The sequence below is a fragment of the Streptomyces sp. L500 genome, from assembly GCF_054551825.1.
On the sequence record NZ_JBTOLC010000049.1, the window covers coordinates 1 to 18,479 of the forward strand.

The 18,479-nt window shown below is 72.1% G+C and carries 9 protein-coding genes; 8 read left to right on the forward strand and 1 reads right to left on the reverse strand.

What is annotated here, in order from left to right:
• Positions 1 to 734 precede the first annotated feature (734 nt).
• Entirely contained in the window at positions 735 to 947 is a 213-nt protein-coding gene (locus ACX9I7_RS28305) for a hypothetical protein (RefSeq protein WP_387576657.1), read from the reverse strand.
• 1,051 nt (positions 948 to 1,998) lie between these two features.
• On the opposite strand from ACX9I7_RS28305, the gene ACX9I7_RS28310 reads away from it, so the two are divergent.
• The 8 genes from ACX9I7_RS28310 (at position 1,999) to ACX9I7_RS28345 (ending at position 18,035) form a co-directional block, all read left to right on the forward strand.
• Positions 1,999 to 4,599, forward strand: a complete 2,601-nt coding sequence (locus ACX9I7_RS28310; protein ID WP_459388920.1) for a DUF6603 domain-containing protein — start codon at positions 1,999 to 2,001, stop codon at positions 4,597 to 4,599.
• Between the two features lie 7 nt (positions 4,600 to 4,606).
• Entirely contained in the window at positions 4,607 to 6,796 is a 2,190-nt protein-coding gene (locus ACX9I7_RS28315) for a hypothetical protein (protein WP_459388921.1), read from the forward strand.
• Positions 6,793 to 10,236, forward strand: coding sequence for a hypothetical protein (locus tag ACX9I7_RS28320; RefSeq protein WP_459388922.1), 3,444 nt, complete (start codon positions 6,793 to 6,795; stop codon positions 10,234 to 10,236). The genes ACX9I7_RS28315 and ACX9I7_RS28320 overlap by 4 nt, the downstream gene beginning before the upstream one ends.
• A gap of 46 nt (positions 10,237 to 10,282) precedes the next feature.
• Positions 10,283 to 11,251: a hypothetical protein gene (locus ACX9I7_RS28325; protein ID WP_459388923.1), complete on the forward strand. Its 969-nt coding sequence runs from the start codon at positions 10,283 to 10,285 to the stop codon at positions 11,249 to 11,251.
• Positions 11,248 to 12,369, forward strand: a complete 1,122-nt coding sequence (locus ACX9I7_RS28330) for a hypothetical protein (protein WP_459388924.1) — start codon at positions 11,248 to 11,250, stop codon at positions 12,367 to 12,369. The genes ACX9I7_RS28325 and ACX9I7_RS28330 overlap by 4 nt, the downstream gene beginning before the upstream one ends.
• A 32-nt stretch (positions 12,370 to 12,401) precedes the next feature.
• Entirely contained in the window at positions 12,402 to 14,144 is a 1,743-nt protein-coding gene (locus tag ACX9I7_RS28335) for a hypothetical protein (RefSeq protein WP_459388925.1), read from the forward strand.
• 148 nt (positions 14,145 to 14,292) lie between these two features.
• Positions 14,293 to 17,178 carry a M91 family zinc metallopeptidase gene (locus ACX9I7_RS28340; RefSeq protein WP_459388926.1) on the forward strand — a complete coding sequence of 962 codons (2,886 nt, stop codon included), beginning with the start codon at positions 14,293 to 14,295 and terminating at the stop codon, positions 17,176 to 17,178.
• A gap of 302 nt (positions 17,179 to 17,480) precedes the next feature.
• Positions 17,481 to 18,035, forward strand: coding sequence for an RICIN domain-containing protein (locus ACX9I7_RS28345; RefSeq protein WP_459388927.1), 555 nt, complete (start codon positions 17,481 to 17,483; stop codon positions 18,033 to 18,035).
• Positions 18,036 to 18,479 lie beyond the last annotated feature (444 nt).

Below are 18,479 nucleotides of genomic sequence, written 5' to 3' on the forward strand. Positions count from 1 at the left end.
CGGTCGGCTCCAAGCGAAGACGGCAGGGAAATCCGCAGAGCGGGTGTGCGAGTGCGTATCGCAGCTCGCAGTGGACCTTCACGCAGCACCGGTGACACCGTGGCGATCGACGGCCTCGGACTGCCAGCGTGCTGGACGGCGACGCCGCTGCCGCAGCATCCGATTCGTAGACCGGCTCGGACTCCTGCTCGAGGAAGTCAACCGCGCCGGCCCGGACGAAGCGCACTCCCGGAACGCGACCATAGCGATCCGCAGCACGCTAGTGGTGCGTGGGGAAACTCTCAAGGGCATCGATCAGCGCGTCTCGTGTGCGGGCGAGCCCCCTGGGCGCGAGCAGACCGCGAGCACCCTTGCTCTAGTCAGCATCGACCCGTCCTCGGCCACAGGCATCTTCTGTCGCGCCGACTTCGACTCACCCGAGCTCCCGCCCCTGGCGAAGCGGGCTTTCGCCCTGGTCGCGGCGCGCCTGGTCTACACCTTCATCAAGGACAAGCCGGCCTTCCTCAGCCGCGGGCGCAGTCCAGGCCGGTCGCCCTTGAAATCACGGTCGGCGAGGTGGTGGACGAGGGCGCCGTCGCCACTGCCGGTGTCGAGGCGAGCCGCCCGCCTCCCGGCCCCATGTGACGGTCCAGAACGGTGGTCTCGGCGTCGATGAGCTGACGGTACCGGCGCCCGGCGGCCCAGGGGTCTTCCCAGTGGGCAGTCGGATTCTCGATCACCAAGCCGGTTCTCGTTCAACCTGCGGCGGCCTGGGGGCGGGTGGGGCGACGGGGGACGTGGTGCAGGGTGCGGCTGGAGAGGGCGAGGAGCACCAGGAACGGCGGGACCAGGGCGAGGATGCCGAGGGCGAAGGTGTTCCACAGGCCGAGCCAGGTGCCGGAAGCCCCGGCGAGGAGGGCGGCGAGGGGGCGGGTGCCGTAGGTGATCCACTGGCCGGTGGCGAGCATGCGCCCCTGCATGCCGGGCTCGCACACAATCGGTCGGCTGCTGCGCTGGGTGGAGCCCTGCACGATGGAGCACGCCAGCTGAACGAACAGCCCTGCACCGACGGCGGCCTACCCGGCGAAGCCGTCCGGACTCCGCTGCCCATCTCGGGTACATGATCTCGGCTTCGACGCCGGTCACGTAGCGGTTCGTGTCGCATGGGACTCGTCGGAGAGCGTGGCATCGGTGATGGTGAGTGTGCCGTCCAGGTGCGCGGCGAAGAGGGCGTCCGCCGCGGGGATCGCGAGGGAACTGCCCGGAAGGACGAAGGTTTTTCGTTCTGGAGCCGATTCTTGAGTTCATCGGTGGGCATGGCCATCGCGGGCACCTTCATGCCGTGACGCGATGCTGTCAACTTGTGGTGTATCGGGGCTGGTTGAGGGAGGCGCGTGAGCGCACCCGCCGCCCGCGCTCTTGGGTCCGCGCGGGTGAGGAGCGCGGGCAAAGAGGCCGACGGGCGGGTCGGGCGGGAGGCGCCGGTGGCACGCGTCAGGGTTCCACCGAATCCCTTGTTGCCGTGGCGAGATCACCTGCGATCGGTGGGTTCACCCTCGCCGGAGGGGACGTATTGACGATAGCTCATAAATCCCGTCGGGAAAATTTCGGTGACACCGCGATGATGGCCGTACGAGTCGCCGAACCGATCCCGGAGCGAGACCCATGAGCGAATGTGAAGCAGACCACACACCATCAGTTGGCTTACGGATCAAGCGTTCGCATAGATTTAAGGTGTTGGGTCATCACCCGCTTTGCGCACAGCAGGTCGCGAATAATTCGGTCAACCATTGAACAAGATAATTCGGGTGAACTCTCAACTATGTTTGTTGATACGCGGAGTCGATGAGGCAGATCGAACCCACCAAGGCCGAACTCGCCGAGGCGATCGGCCTCGTGGCGCACGGCTCCGGCTTCGGCTCCGGCCCCGAGACGGCAAACCTGCCGGGTTCCCGGGCGTGAAGCAATCTCCCTTTCGACTCCCCTCCGCTTTCCCGTTCCCGGCCCGGAAGGTGCCTCTTGTTCGCCCTGCTCGTCGATGCGCGACTCGCCGCCAAACTCAGCGATCTCCCCCTGGTCGGCGACCGCATCTCCCCTGACCACGACCTCGGCATCACCGGCGTCAAAGCCGTCATCGCCTCCGACGCCCTCACCGTCGATCAGGTGAAAGCACTCAACGAACAGATTTCCCGCCTGGACGGCACCCATCCGACGTTTCCCGAGGAAACCCGAGGGCGCGCTCTGTTGGCCCTGGACTACGAGTGGGGAGGTGAAAAGCGCTCCCCTTTGATGTTCCGCCTCGCCGACGCGAAGCCCGCCAAGGATCATGCGAGTGAAGCCCCCGCGCCCAATCTCCTCAACTCCACGCCGGTCGCGGGAACGTGGGCGGCGTCAGCGGCGGCTCCCCCGGCCGCAACCGACGACCCGGTGGTTCCGGCCGCCGCGTGGGTCGCCCTGGACCGTTCCTTCGGTCCGCTGTACTTGCGGCGCCTGGGTGCCAGTTACCAGGACGAGAAGATCTGGGTTCTCTGCGACGCCACGGTGCACGCCGGCCCCTTGGAGCTCGGCGCGGACGGGCTGGGGCTGGGCATTCCCCTGAACGGCAAGGATTTCACGCCCTCCGGCCGGCTCGACGGGCTGAGCCTGTCCTTCCGCAAGCCGCCACTGGAGATATCCGGCGCGTTCGCGAACAAGCCGGTCGCCGCCGACTCACCCTACGACCGGCTGATCGAGGGCAGCGCCCTGATCAAGACTCCGAGCGCCGGCTTCGGGGCGATCGGCGCCTACGGACACCTCAAGAGCGGAGCCCAGTCGCTCTTCCTGTACGCGGAGTTGGGCGCCGCTTTCGGAGGCCCGCCCGCTTTCAGGGTCACCGCGGTGAAGGCGGGTTTCGGTTACAACAGCAGCCTCCGCGTGCCCGCCATCGACCAGGTCTCCGGGTTCCCCCTGCTGCGCGGGCTCGCCGGGGCGGGTGAGGGCACGCCGCCCGAGCCCCTGGACGTGCTCAAGGAGCTGACCGAGGGCACCGACGGCGCTGCCGCCTGGGTCACCCCGCGCGAGGGCAGCACCTGGCTGGCCCTCGGCCTGAACGCGGACGTCTTCGAGATCGTCCACTGCAAGGCCCTGGCATTCGCCGAGTTCGGCCCGGACGACCTGGTGGTGGGGCTGCTCGGCTCGGCCAAGGCCCAGTTCCCCGACCCGGAGAAGAAGCTGGGCGAGCCGTACGCCGGCATCGAGCTGGACGTCTCCGCGGTCTACCGGCGCTCCGCCGACATGCTCGCCGTCGACGCCCGGCTCGCCCCGGACAGCTTCCTGCTCGACCGGTCCGTGCACCTGACCGGAGGGGCGGCGCTGCGCCTGTGGTTCGGCGGCAGCGAGCAGCCCGGCGACTTCGTCTTCACCATCGGCGGCTACCACCCGCGCTACGCCCCGCCCGCCCACTACCCGCGGGCGGACCCGGTCGGCGTCGACTGGACCTCCGGCTCCGAGCTGACGGTGAAGGGCACCAGCTACTTCGCGCTGACCCCTTCCGCCGTCATGGCCGGCGGCCGCCTGGACCTGCGGTACGACAGCTCGTGGGCCAAGGCGCGGATCGACGTCGGCTTCGACGCCCTGGTCGAGTGGGCGCCGTTCCACTACGAGGTGGACGTGTGGGCGGAGATCACCGCCCAGGTGTGGCTGCTGTTCGGCTGGAGCGGCGAGGCGTCGCTGGGCGCCCGGCTGTCGGTGTGGGGCCCGCCGTTCGGCGGCACCGCACACGTCAAGGTGCTCGGCATCTCCATCCCGATCGACTTCGGCGAGCCCAAGGCCGGGCCCCCGCCCATCGGCTGGGAACAGTTCCGCACGCTGCTGCCGCAGCACCCGCTGACGCTCACGCCCGTCGAGGGACTCCACCCCGACCACGCCACCACGGCGCGGCAGGCCGAACCGGCCGGCGGCGGCTCCGGCGCGTGGACCGCCACCGCCGACGGCTTCGCCTTCACCGTCGGCAGCGCGTTCCCCGCCTCCGCGCTGAAGGTCAACGGCGTGGACGAGACGGGGGCCAGCCCCGCCGAGACCGGGGACAGCCCCGCCAAGGTGCACATCCGTCCGATGGCCAAGACCGACCTCGACGTCACGCTCTCGGTCACGGTCGAGGAGGAGACCGAGGACGGCCACTGGCGACAACTGCCCGCCGACCAGTGGCGGGACTGGATCGTCACCACGCAGCGCGCGCCGCGGCCGACCGCGCTGTGGGGCGCGGGAAAGGCCGACGACGCGCTCGGCGCGGACCCCTTCGTCCACGGCCTCGTCAGCGGAGCACGCATCGCCGTACCCGCCCCGCGTCTGCCCGAGGCTGCCGCGTCCAGCCGGAGCGGCCGCCTCGACCACACCCCGCCGGCCGAGGGGACCCTGCCGCTCGACCCGGGCGCGGCCCCCGCCGGGGTCCGCGGGGAGCGGGAAGAGACCGACGGCACCGGCGCGCTGCGGGTCGACACGCCCGAGCAGACCGCGCTGCGAAAGGGCGCGCTCGCCGCCCTGGCCGCCGCCGGCTACCGGCTCGACGCCGCCCCGGAGCTCGACCGCTACGCCCGCGAAGCGGCCTTCTCCTCCCCGCCCCTGCGACTCGTCCACTCGTGAGGACCTCATGACCACGCACCCGACCGAGCAGTCCGCGCCGGCGGACGACACCCCCGTCGCCTTCTACGACCACCTGCTGCCCGGCATCGAGGCCGGCCGTTACCGGATCACCGTCGACCAGCGGCTTCCCGCCGAGCAGTTGCCGGGTGCCCGGCTCGACCCGGTGGAACAGATCGTCGACGTACGGGCCGCGCAGTTCCGTCTCGACCCCTCGTGGGTGCACGCCGTGTATCCGGCCGCGCACAGCCAGGGCCCCTTCCACGGTCTGCTCCCGCACATCACGCTCAACCCGACGGCCCTGCCGTGGGAGCGCGAGCCCTTCACCGGCGGCGTCCAGAACCCCGCCCGGGCCCCCTGGCCGGCGCTGCTGCTGTTCGGCGAGGGCGAGCTGCCCGGCGACCCCAACGCCCTGGGCACCACCACCTCCCTGACCGTACGCGCGCTCCTCGACGGCGACGCCGCGGTGTCCGGTCCCGCCCTGGACCGGGACGCCGTCGACGCGGCCCTGCTCGACACCTCCTGTCAGGTCGTCGACGTACCGGGGGAACTGCTGGCTCAGTTGCTCCCGCAGCCGTCCGACCTCGCCTTCCTCGCCCACGTCCGCACGGGCGGCGAGGACGCCACGCCCGTCGAAGGCCGGGTCAGCCGGCCGGGCCGGGACGCGCACGCGGTCATCACCACCGCTCGTTTCCCCGGGGCGGGCCGGAGCCGGTACGTGGCCCACCTGGTCTCGCTGGAGGGCCACGCGCCGCCCGGGCCGCAGGCCGACGGCAAACCCGTGCGCCTGGTGTCCCTGCACAGCTGGACGTTCACCTCCTGCCCCGAATCCGGCGACGGCTTCGGCCGGCTGGCCGGACGCTTCGTGCCGGGGAACGGCGAGCACAGCGCCGCCCCGCTGCGCCCTGCCCCTGCCGCGAACAGCGGGCTGCCGGAGGAACTGGGCACCCTGCTGGAGCAGGGCATGGTCCCGATGACCCACATCACCGAGTCCGGCGAGCGCGCCCTCGCGTGGTACAGCGGCCCGTTCCTGCCCCGCGTAGCGCCCGGGCTTCCCCGGCCGACGGACGGCCACTTCCCCGACGCCGACGGTCTGCTGCTCCACGAGCCGCGCACCGGTACCTTCGCCACCGGCTACGCCTGCGCCTGGAACGTGGGCCGCGCCCTGGCCCTGGCCGACCCCGGCTTCGCCACGACCCTGGTCCGCCTGCGCCACCAGGGCCGACTGCGCCGGGCGACCGACCGGCAGTACGCGACGTACCGCCGGCAGCTCTTCCTCAGCGCGCCGTCCGCGGGGCCGGTCCCCCGCGCGGCCGCCCCGACGCCGCGCGAGCAGTTCGAGGAGCTGCTGCGCGGCGACGCCCTCGACGCGCTGGGCCCGGCCCTCGGTATCCCCGAGGACGACGAGCCCCGCCCCCGGACCGTACGCGCCGCTCCCACCGCGCACCGCCTCGACGCACCGAAGCGCTCCTCCGCCCCGCGGTCGGCGTCGCCGGACGCGCGGGAGGCGGCGGCATGGCTGGCCAAGCTGCGCACGCTGAGCGGAGTACCGTTCGACTGCCTCGTACCGGACCAGCGGATGCTCCCGCCCGAGAGCCTGCGCCTGTTCCACGTCGACCGCGGCTGGCTCGACGCCCTGCTCGACGGCGCGCGCAGCCTGGACCGGCACCCCGGCGCCGATGCCACGACCGATGCCGAACTGGACGACCTGCTCGACGGCCAGGGCCCCGTGCCCGCCGCCGGTCTGCTGCTGCGTTCGGCGCTCGTCCCGGGCTGGCCGACGCTGCGCGTCGAGGCCCGCGCCGCGTCCGGGACCACGCCGGTCGAGGTGGTCCGCCGCGAGGCCCTGGGCGCCGACGTCCTGCTGATGCTCTTCGACCGCGTGCCCGACCGCCTGACGATCAGCGAACCGCGCCAGGGGCTGCACTTCGGTGTCGACCACGAGGGGAACGTGGCCCTGCGCAGCCTGGCACCCGGCGAGGTCGGCCGGCCGCTGGGACGGTCAGTGCCCGTGGGCGCCGACCCGGCCCTGACCGTCACCACGCCCGCCGGGGCGCGGGTACTGGACGTCGGCAGGCTCGCGGCCCGTCTCGCCGAGGACGTCAAGCCCGGATCACCGCTCTCCCCCGCCGAGTTCGCCGTGCAACTGGTGCGCGCCCCCGAGCAGCTGACCCTCACCTTCGAAGGAACCACCCGATGAACACCGACCTCCTGGTCCCCGTCAGGCTCCGGGCCCTGGTCGTCAACGACCAGGTGCGCGCAAGGGACTCCTTCCTCCGCTGGCTGCCCAACTACCACCTGCTGGGCGTCCACCGCTCGCCGGAGCCGTCGCCCTACGCGAGCACGGACACGGCGTTCTCCCAGGAGGCGGGCAACGACGGCGTTCACCTGCACTGGGAGCTTCCGGCGGCGCTGCGCCGGGCGACCACGCCGGGTGGCGAGGTCACGCTGCCGCCCGCGCCGAACCGCTGGCTGGTCGTCCGGCACGCCTACACGGCCGCGGGTGAGTACACCGCCGCCGCGTGGGTCGTCGAGAGCGACTTCCTGGACAAGCGCACGGGCACCGTTCCCTATCTGCGCCCCGGCCGGGGCCATGTCACCCCGACCCGGATCGGGCGCCACACCGAGGCCGCGCGGTGGACGGAATCCGCGGCGGACCGGCCCACCTTCCTGACCGCTACCGGCCCGGGGACCCTGGCCTTCGCCGCGTTCCAGCCGCACTGCCAGGACGTCTTCTCCTTCCACGACCCCCTGGCGCGGCTGCCCCGGCAGTTCGGCCGTCTGGGCTACCAGGTCATCGGCTGGCACGCGGCGGGCTCGGACGACCCGCTCGCCGACCCGCGGGTGCGCGAGGCCCTCGAAGGCTCCCTGGGCTGGCAGGTCGACGGCACCCCGCCCCCGGGCACCCGTACCGTCTACACCGGCCGCGTCCACAGTGTGTCGCCCCAGTACGACCCCTCCGGCGAGCAGCGGCCCGACCCGACGGTGGCCGTCGCCGACAGCGCCCGCTCCGCGCTGACCGCCCTGACCGCCAACAAGGCGGCCACCGACCCGACCCTCGCCCTCGCGCCCGCGCTCCTCGACCAGCTCCAGAGCAACACCCTCGCCAGGGCGGACGAGCCGGACAACGCCCACCACCTCGCCGACATCCTGCTCGGCGCCGGCTTCGGCGAGGGCACGGCCTCGTACGCCTGGCACGCGGTACCGCCCAGCACCGCGGAGAAGCCCGCCTCCCTCGAGGACGAGCGCCGGGCCCGGTCCGTCGAGGCCGCCCTGAACGCCGCGCAGCACGCCTACGACCGGGCGGAGCGCGAGCTGGCCGGGCTGCGCCGGAGGCTGTACGGCATGTGGCGCCTCCAGGGCCTGCCCGTACTGCCGCGCGGCTACCACCACCAGCGGCTGACGCAGGAGCTCGACCCGGCGCGCGAGGGCAGCCTCGCGGCGCGCGTACGCACCGGCCGGCAGGAGGCCGACCGCCTCCGGGCCGCCCTCCCCGGCGGGGACACACCCGCACTACTGGCGGAATCGGTTCGCCAGTATGCCCAGGCACACGGCCTGCCCACCGGCTGGGACCTCAAGCGTGTGGCCCCGGCCCCCTTCCACCGCGCCCTGGACCCCGCCGTCGTCCTGCAGGGCGCCGGCTCCATGCCCGTCTCGGACGACACGACGCTGCACTGCCGGTTCGGCGACCAGACCGTGACGGCCGTACAACTGCCCGACGGCTCCGTCGAGTTCACCGCCGACCGGGCCGATCTCGCGTGCAACACGCTCGACCTCGGCACCGGCGAGCACACGGCCATGCCGGACTCCACCCGCGCCCTGCTGCGCGAGGCGTTCCTGCTCGACCCGAACAGCCGGGCGGGCGCGGGCGCGGTGGCGACTCCGCGCTCCGGCACCGCCCCGGCCTTCGGGAACGAGCCCTGGGAGCAGCCGTGGCACCCTCTCCATCTGCTCTGGGAGATCGAGTACCACCCCCTCCCCCACGACCAGTGGGAGTTCGACGGCAACCGCTACTCCTGCCCGCGGCCCCGCCCCGAGGCCGCGCGCACCTACACCGGCCGGACGTTGCTCAGCGACCATCTGCCGCGAAGCCTGGCCGACCAGCTCCGGCAGTACGCACCCGATGACCCCGGACTCGCCCCGCACTGCGACGCGTTGGCGGAGCGGGTGGTCCGTGGGGACGTGCTGTCCAGCTCGCTGGCGGGGCTGCGCGACATGCTCATCGGCCAGGACCCCGGCCAGGGCGTCCCGCCTCTGGGCGCGCCGCCGGAGCTGGCGGAGCTGATCGGTGACGCCTACCGCACCAGCCCCGACCCGGGCCCCCTGCCCGTGCCCTTCGAGGGCTGGCCGGACTCCGGCTTCCAGCAGCTGCGCGCGGGCCAGTTCCGCTTCCTCAGGCTGACCCTGGTGGACTCCTTCGGGCGCGCCCTGGATGTCATCACCCCGGCGGGCACCGGCGGGGCGAGCGGTCTGCGGCACCCGGTGGTGGCCGACGCGCTGCGCCCGCAGCACGTCCCCGCGGCCCTGGGGACGACCCCGGAGCACGTCATCCAGCTGCCGCCGCGCCTGCCGCAGTCCGCGCGACTCGGGCTGGACCTCATGGACGCCGCCCGCGACACGCACCAGGCCACCCACCTTGACGACGGGAATCCGCTCGCCGGATGGATCGTCCCCAACCTGGTCGACGGTTCCCTCACCGTGTACGCGCCCGACGGCACCGCCCTCGGCCTGCTGCGCTGGGCGTACCGCATCGGCCGGCCGGCCCGGGAAGCGGTGTGGACGCCGCTGCCCGGTGCCGTTTCCGCCGACCTCGAAGCGCTGCGCACCGCTTTGCCCCACCTGCACGCGCTCGTCACCTGGTTTCAGGGCGCCGGAACGGATGGCAGCCCGCTGCCCGCCGCGATGGATCTCCTGGAGACCTCCCTGGTGGACATCGTGCCCACCGCGGGCGCCGCCACGGCCGCGCTGGCCGGGCGTCCGCTGGCCCTCGTCCGCTGTCGCCTCCACCTGGACCTGGACGGACCACCGCCCACCGACCCCGGCTGGCAGCACATCTTCGACCACGAGCCGCCACGGCCGGAGTTCACCGGCTACTCCTGGCCGGTGCGCCTGGGCGAGCGGCTGCGCATGGGCGACGGATTGGTGGGCTACTTCGCCGACACCGACCCCGACGTGCTGCGCACCGTCGTTGCGCCGTCCGACGCCCATCCGCGCATCGCCGCCATCGGCGACGGAACCCACCTGCGCGTCACGGCCGGAGCGGCCCGGCACCTGACCCTGCTCGTCGACCCCCACGCCCCCGTGCACGCCACCACCGACCTGCTGCCCACCACGGCGCTGGAGATCCCCCACCGTTTCACCGACGGACCGCTGAACCGCATGCGCACCGTCCTGCGCACCGGGCCGCTGCTCACCTCGGCGGCGGCATTCGCGGAGGGCACCGTCGCATTGCCGGTGCGCACCGTCGACGACCAGACGTGGACCTGGGCCGAGCGCGCCGTCGACGGTGCCTGGACCCACTTCGCCACCTCGGCCGCGAGCACCACTCCGCGCTGGAACGACCAGGCGCCGGTGCTCCGCTCCGGTCTGCTCACCTCCGGCAGCCCGCTCCCGCCGGCCGACGCCGCCACGTCCGAGTAGCCGCCACGTCCGAGTAACTCCCGCACGCACCCAAGGAAACCCCACCATGAACGCGACCTCCGGCGGCAGCAGCCGCCTGACCTACGGCCTGGCCACCGTCCCGGCCCCCCTGGCCACCGACCGGCCGGCCCACATCGACATCGTCGTGTCCAACTCGGGCACCGAGGCCGTCCTGTGCAAGCAGATCCTCGTCGAGATCCCCACCGGCGACCTCGCCCAGGACCTCGTACCCGCGGGTCACCGCGTCGTCCCCACCGTCGAACCGGGCGACCAGTGGACCACCGACGAGATCGAGAGCGGCGTCCTCCTCACCCTGCCCCAGGACGAGATGGCGGCCTTCACCGCCGGCGGCACGCCGCTCACCGTCCGCCCCGCCGACGGCGAGTCCGTCTCCTTCACCACGCACGGGCTCCTTCTGCGCCTGAAGGACTTCAAGGCCAACGGTCTCACGGGCACCGCCCTGCTGCGCGTCCGGGAAACCGTCAGCGTCGACAACGGCCAGACCTGGGAGACCAACCAGGTGATCCTCCCGCTCGCCAAGTACCCCCCGGCCGAAGCCCTCACGGCCGACGTGGTGGGCGACCTCGTCCTCCGCGAGGCCGACACCAACGGCAACCCCGGTTCCACCCCGGTCACTCTGCTCGCGCCGGGCCAGAAGGCCGTCCTCACCTGGACGGCGCCGTCCGACGCCGACTGCGACATCTACTTCGACGGCCGGCACGCCGGGCCCCTCAACGGCCAGGACAAGTGGCAGTTCCCTGTCACCGGCCTCACCCGCGACACCCACTTCCACGTGCGGGTGACGCTGAAGCGGTCCGGCGACACGATCACGCACCACCTCTCGACGGCCGTCGCCGTCGCGGAGCCCGTCTTCGAGCAGCTGACCGTGACGGGCGACCTCACCGTCGGCAAGGACATGAACGTCACCGGCGCCGTCGGGGCGACCGGCGACATCACGACGGACGCGCGGTTCCTGGACCCCCAGGGCACGCCGCTGCGGGGGAAGCTGACATGACCGGCGACATCACCATCGGCGGCCGCCTCAAGGTCACGGGAGACATCACGGCCGGCGGCCACCTCAGAATCCACAACCCGGAGGCCGGCAGCCGGGACTTCGTCTACGACGGCACGGACGCGACGCGGACGTTCACCGTCCCCGCCCGCGTCACCATCCTGTCGCTGCGTCTCCAGGGCGCCGGGGGCTGGGACGCCGACGGGGTGAGCGGGGGCAAGGGCGCCGATATTCAGGCCCTGCTCCACGTCACCCCGGGGGATGTCATCCGCGTCCGCGTCGCCCGTGACGGGGCCACGGCGGCCTCTGCCCAGGTCTTCCACCACGACACGCTGATCGCGGGCGCGGGCAGCGGGGGCGACGCGGGCGCGGCAGGCGGCCGGGGCGGCGACGGGAAGACCGGTGACAACGGGGCCAAGGGCACGAACGCCGGCTTCGCCCATGGCGGTGCCGGAGGGGCCGGAGGGAACGGGGGCGGTGGTGGCACCGGTGGAGACGCCGGACTCGTCACCGTCGCCGGCGCTCCCGTCGCCGACGGCCGGCCGGGCGGCCCTGGGTCGGACGGAAACGACGGCACGACCGGCGCCGGCGGCGGCAACGGCTGGCAGTGGGGTGCGTACAACCCCGGCATCGGCGGCAACGGAGGAGGCGGGGGAACGACCACCGGCGTCGGAAAAGGCGGTACCGGCGATTCCGACGCCGGCGACGGCGGTGACGGAAGCGGGCACCGGGGCGGTACCGGGGGATCCGGGTCGGGGAGCGGAATCAACGCCGGCGGTGCCGGCAACTCGGGCGGCGACGGCGGCTCCGGGGGCCGGGGAGGCCGGGCCGGTGCCAACGGCAGCACGCGTTCCCGGGGAGCCGACGGAGAAGCGGGGCGGTCCGGTTTCGGTGGTGGCGGTGGTGGCGGCGGAAGCTGGGGTGGGGGCGCGATCTGGTTCTCCGGCGGCGGTGCCGGAGGAGGTGGCGGCGGCGGTGCCGGAGGGCAGGGAGGCCACGGCGGTACCGGCGGCGACAGCTACTTCGACGCGCGCAAGGCCACGCTCGTCTCCGCCGACGTGAACAACACCGGCGCCGCGAAGGTCACCATCGCCTGGGGAAACCACGTGTTCCCCGCGTGAAGTCGAAAGCACAGAGAAGACGGGATTCGGCAATGCCATTGTCCGTTGAGGAAATCACCGAGAGGGCACGGAACGGAAGCCTTCGGCTCGCGGCCGAGGAGTTCACCGACCCCGCAGTCCGTGGCGCGTTCTCCGCCTACCTCGGCTCCCCCGAGCTGAATTTCTCGGATGCGGAATTCATAGCGGAGAGCATGACGGTTCGGGGGCGCTGCGTCGTGCCCGCCCTCGGGCCGGAGCCGTGCCCGGCCGTGGCGGAGTTCCTGGCCGACACCTCGGGCAGGGCGGTCGTGGGATTCGTCCTGGTCGTGGACGCCCCGAAGTGGCGGCTGTCCGAGCCCTTCCCCGCGCACGACCTGAGCCCGCTTCAGGCCCTGGGGGCACAGTCGCCCGTCGTCGTGCTCGACGCCACTCCCCGTACGGACAAGACGGCGGAGCAGGAGCGGACGCCCGTCGTCGCGGGAGCCCGGTGGGAGCTGCCCGGGCTCGACGAGCCGGTGCTGTTCCTCGCCTCCGAGCACGAGGGCGCGTTCACGGTGTCCGCCCGCTTCCCCGACGGACTCACCCTGCCGTCCCTGCGGTACGTGGCGGACCTGCCGGGCTGCACGGGCGCGGACGCCGTCACCGACCACTTCCCCGCGGAGTGGCAGGGACTCCTCGCCTCGGCACTTCCCGCGCTCCGCGAAGTCACCGTCTCGTACACCCCCAGGGACGGGCGGGTGACCGGAGAGCTCGACGTCGGCCTGGCAGACGAATGGCCACTGCCGGCGGGTGTGACGCTCAGCCAGGTCCGTGCGCGGATCGCCCTGGACTCCGCCGCCCGGCAGAACGGCTGGGGAGGACTGTCGGTCGAGCTGAGCGCACACCTGTCCGTGGGCGGACTGGAGAGTGCCGTCACGGTCGACCTGCCCGCCTTGACGGCGCACGGCGAAATCGCCGACGGCAGCGGTCTCTTCGAGCACGCCGCCCCCGACCTCGGCAAGAACGGCCTGGGGCGGCTCTCCTTCCTGTGCGATCTCCGGGAAGGCGCCTTCGTCGTCGCGGGAGAGCTTCTGAGCCCCCTGGAGATCGCGGGCGTACGGATCGAGGAGCAGACGGTCCTGGTGTCCGGCGGCGGGGACCGGGAGCTCGAGGTCGCCCTGGCGGGCACGCTCGTCGTGGGCGGGACCCGGATCGGGGTGAAGGCCGCCAGGAGCGCCCAGGGCTGGGGGCTCACCGTGGAGGCGGACCGCATCGCCTTCCGCGACATCAGCGCCTGGACCGAGCAGGCCATGGGCAGCGGTCTACCCGCCTCGCTGGCGGAGCTGACGTTGCGGGAGCTGTGCTTCGAGGTCGTCCCCACGCCCTCCGGCCGGCTGTTCGCGGCGGCCGGATCCGCCGAGTTCCCGCTGCCCGCCGGACTGCGGGCCCGCGCCCGTCTCACGGCGCGGATCAGCACCGGGGACGGCCCGCCCGACGTCGAGGCCACCGGCTCCCTCCTCCTCGGCGGCCCGGAGTCGTCGCTGATGGAGCTGGACCTCGTGGCGGACAAGGATCCCGACGCGACGAGCTGGACCGCGACCTGGGCCGCCCAGGAAGGCATCACGCTCGGGGAGGCGCTCGCCCCGCTGCTGCCCGCGACGGGCTCGCCGACGGCGGGGCTGCCGAACCTGCTGCCCGCCGTCGAGAAGATCTCGCTGCGGTACACCGCGCCGACGGCGGCCGGCGCCGCCGCCTCCCTGGTCCTGACCACCGACACCCGTCAGCAGGCGCGAGCCGTTCTGGTCGTCACGGACTGAGACGTCACGGACTAAGTCGTCATGGGCTGAATTCCCTGCGGATTGAAGTCCGCGGCGGACTGAAGTCCTCGCGGATCGAAGTCCCCCCCCCGCGGACTCGCCGAAAGCCCCCAAAGCTCAGTAAGCCCCGAAAGGAAACATCCCCGCCATGCGTCGCCTCACAGGGCTCGACCCCGCCCGTCTGACACCACCGCAGCCGGTCCGGGCGGCCGCGGAGTCGCCCATCGAGATCGCCTGGCTCGATGGCAAGCCCCTCCCCCTCACCGTGATACGGCCCGGCATCGCCGTGTGCCCCGACCCGGACGTGCTCGACATACGTGACGACACCTCCAACCCCGAGCCCGGCCTCGAGCTGGACGCCGAGGACTACGCAGGGGAGATCGACTTCCTGCTCCGGCGGATCGAGTCCTCCGAGGCGGGCAGGCGCCTCGTCGAGTTCCTGGGCCACGCCCGGCCGCTGCCCGACCCGGACGGCACGTACGGCGGGCCGGAGGACTGGGACGCGGGCATCAGCACGCGGGTCCTGTGCCGCCACGACGGCTCCCGGAAGAGCGGCCGGACGCCGAAGCAGCGCGACCTCGCGGGGATCAACGTCATCATCACTCAGGCCACGGACGGCAAGCCCGCCCAGTGGTCACTGAACTCCAGGCTCAAGGGACCGCTCTACAACGGCCGGGGCGTGTACTCCGTCGTGTCCTTCCACCCCCGGTTGCTGCTGCTCTCCGACGACGTGGCCACGGCCCCCGAGGTGACCCTCGCGCACGAGCTGATCCACGCCGCGCACGCCCTGGCCGGGACCATGGACGACACGGGTCACGACGCCGACGAACGCGCCAGGGTCCGGCAGGCCGCGCTGGCCGAGACCGAGCGGCTGTTCCGCGAGAGGTATGGCACCGGCTCCGCGGTCAGCCTCAAGGACCCGGGCCCGGTGAACGTACGCGACACCGGCAAGCCCGAGACGCGCCGGGAGCGCGAGACGTTCTACAAGGCGACGCTCAGCGAGCTGTCCCTGCGATACCTCAACCCGCTCCCGGTCGCGGAGACGGAGCAGGGGCTGGTCGTGCTGCGCGGCATGAACTGGGAGGAGATCCGCACCCACGGCAGCGACGTGGCCCTGGAGTGGATCGACGGCCTGGTGGAGCGGCACAAGGGCCGACGGATCTCGCCCTCCCCGGCCGAAGTACGAGCGGAGCGGGTGGCCTTCGAGCACCACGCCCGCGCGGTCGTGCGCGCCGGCCGGCGGGACGCCGACGGCCTCGCCGCCCTGCGCGACGCGGCCGCCACCTGGCAGCAGCGTACGCGCGTGCGCGGGGTCACCGAGGTCGCCATCGCCCGCGACCTGGGATTCCGGCACCGCATCGCGTACGTCGCGCTGACGAGGGTGGAGCACGTGCACCACTTGGCCGTGTCCCGCAAACGGATCCCCCACCACCTCTTCGCCGGCGCGAGCAGCTTCGTGTACAGGCGCGACGTCTCCTCCCTGAACGCGCTGGCAACGTTCCTGAGCACCGTCGACCGGGCCGCCGCGTTCCAGGTGTGGGACCATCGCGACAAGATCGGCGCCGCCCGCCTGGAGCAGGGCTACCTGGTCGAGCAGCGCGCGTGCCATCGCAGCCCGGGGAATCCGGTCGAGACCTCCCGGCCTCAGTGGACGAGCCCCGACAGCCTGCCCGAGGAGCAGCGGAAGCAGGCCGGCGTGATCGTCAACCGGGCCCGGCCCAAGACACCGGCCACCGGCAGGACGCCCTGGGAGCCGATCACCGACGTGTACGCGGGACAGGCGGTCGGCAGTCCCCGCCCCGTCAAGGGAGGCGTGGGCTTCGTCGCCATGGTCCCGGCCAAGGTCGACGACCACGGGAAGCTGCTCACCCTGGCACGTCGCTACCGCGACGAGGCCACCGCGACCCGGCAGGGGTGCGGGCTCGTCATCGGGCTCAACGAGGGCTACTCGTATGGCGAGAGCGATGCCGAACGCGCGAAACGCGTCGCACGGCAGCGGCGGATCATCGACGACTTCACCAAGGCCTGGCGGCAGGAGAAGCCCGATTTTCCGGTCGCCGTCCTTTCCTTCCTCTGGTGCGCGCCCAAGGGCAAGGCGGCTCTCGGCGATCAGAAGACCATCCCGTACGGCGCCATACGGCAGACCATCGCCGGGAGCGACCGGGCGCAGGAGTTCGTGAAGGCGCTGTACGCCGCCGGCGGCGAGGGATGCGAGCGGGTCTACTTCCACACTGGTGACGCCGATGTGATCTCGCTCAGGACTCCGGAGGGCAGGCCTCTGTTCGACGCGGCGGCGGCCCGGCTGGAGAAGGAGAACTGGCCCGACCTCTTCAGCGGGGGCTACCGCCTCCCCGAGGGGGGCGATCCGCGGGTGGACATCGCCACCGCGATGGACCGGGACGTCCGCGTCGCGATGGCGAAGGCCGACCCCAGGACCGTCTATTTCCCGGAGCCCAACACGTTCGTCAAGCTCCTGGACGGCCTCACCCGCCTGGAGGACGGCGTCACCTTCGGCACGGGTGACCAGGAAGGGGATGCCCTGGCGAAGTCTCTCGGGACGGCCCGCGGCGAGGACAAGGACAACAAGGCGAGAGTGTTCGCCCCCGACTGCTCCGTCGTCACCGACGGCGAAAGGCTCGTCAAGGCCATCCTGAACACGCCCGGGACAGGCCCTGTCCGCGACCGCATCGTCGCGCTCCGCCAGTCCTACACGCAGAGCCATGCCCGCCGTGAGGAGTGGCGCAAGCGTGTCCTCGACTTCTACAAGGTGGAGCCTGCCGCGGCGCTGGGCCTGTCGGGTCTCGTCTTCGCCGTTCCGGACGACACCAAGCTGGCAGAACTCGCCGGAATGGAGCCGGCGTCGTTCGAGCAGTACGTCACCAAGGACAGACGGGCGGAGCTCTTGAAGAGCATCAAGGATCAGAACCTCGGTGCCCCTCTCCGGGCCCAGCCCTTGCTCGGCGCAATCATCAACGGCACCCACCAGGCCCTGCTGCGCAACTACGTCGACGCGTATCGTCGGCTCCCACGCTGAGCACGGAACGACTGCCAGAGCCCGTTGTTTCCGAGGCCTCCGTCCCGCCGCTGAGGCGATCGCGGGCGCGCGTACGGCGGTGGAAACGCCCGTGGAACCGCCCGTGGGAGCAGGGCGGGGTCCAGGCGTTGCGGCGGCGTCCGGCAGGCGGGCGACCCGGTCCACGTGGTGGTCCACTTGCGGTGGCTCGAAACCGAAGCATTCCGCTTCTGCTGAGAGGCTGGACGCGCACCGTCTATGGCGGTCAACTGTCTCGCGCCCTCAATCGGGGCTACGACGATCGAAGTCGGGAGGCAGTAATCATGCTCAAGCTTCGAAAGGCCCGCCCGAAGATCATCGCGTTGTGCGTCTGCCTATCCGTGCTGGTCCTCGGCGCAGGGGCATCGACCGCGTCCGCCACGGGCACGTACTACTTCCTCAAGAACGCGAACAGCAACAACGAGTGCCTGGCCGTCGGCGCCGCGAGTGCCAACAACGGCGCCGGAGTGATCCAGTGGGATTGCACCTATGGGGCAACGGAGCAGTACTGGTCGCTCAACCAGTTGCCGAGCAAGATAGTCAATGGTGAGACGTACTATCACGTCGTCAACTCGAACAGCACCGCTGTCAGAGGCACCCCCATGTGCCTCGCCGTTCCGGGAGGCACGTCTGCCTGGAACACTCAACTGATGCAATGGCCCTGCGGCGACTGGAACGACCACTGGTGGAAGCTGGTCGCGACCAGCTACGGAGGCTGGGAGCTGAAGAACCTCAACGGCCTGTGTGCGGCGGTCGGGGCCGGCAGCCATGTCTCCGGCGCTCCCGTGATCCAGTGGGGCTGCGACGCAGGGCCCGAGCAGACCTGGTTCCAGCCCTAGCCCCGCATTTTCCTGACGGCCCGTCGGATGTGATGAGGTCTGGCGGGCCGTTACGGCCCCTCTCGGGCCGTTGGCGTGCACATCTGATTGCACGTCTGGCTCGCCGAACGTGCGAGGCAGCGAAGTGATGTGGGCTCACGTCCGGGCGGGGTACCTGCGGCGCGAGAACGGTCGTGCACGCGGTGCGGCCCCGCTCCGCAGCCAGCCGGAACAGCACGCGGTGGGGGCGGCACACGAAGCCGTCGGCGGCGGCTGCGGCTAGCTTCCCGCAGGCGCAGCGCCCCCACGTTGCGAGCGCTTGCGATCGGCCCGGGCAAGGAATCGGCCAGCTTGGGTCGCCGGGCCTGATTGCCAGGTACATGCGCTGCCCACCCTTGCGGTCTTGGTGAACGGCTGCCAACCGCTGCCACGCCACTCGGTCACGGACCGAAGCTCGAACGTGGA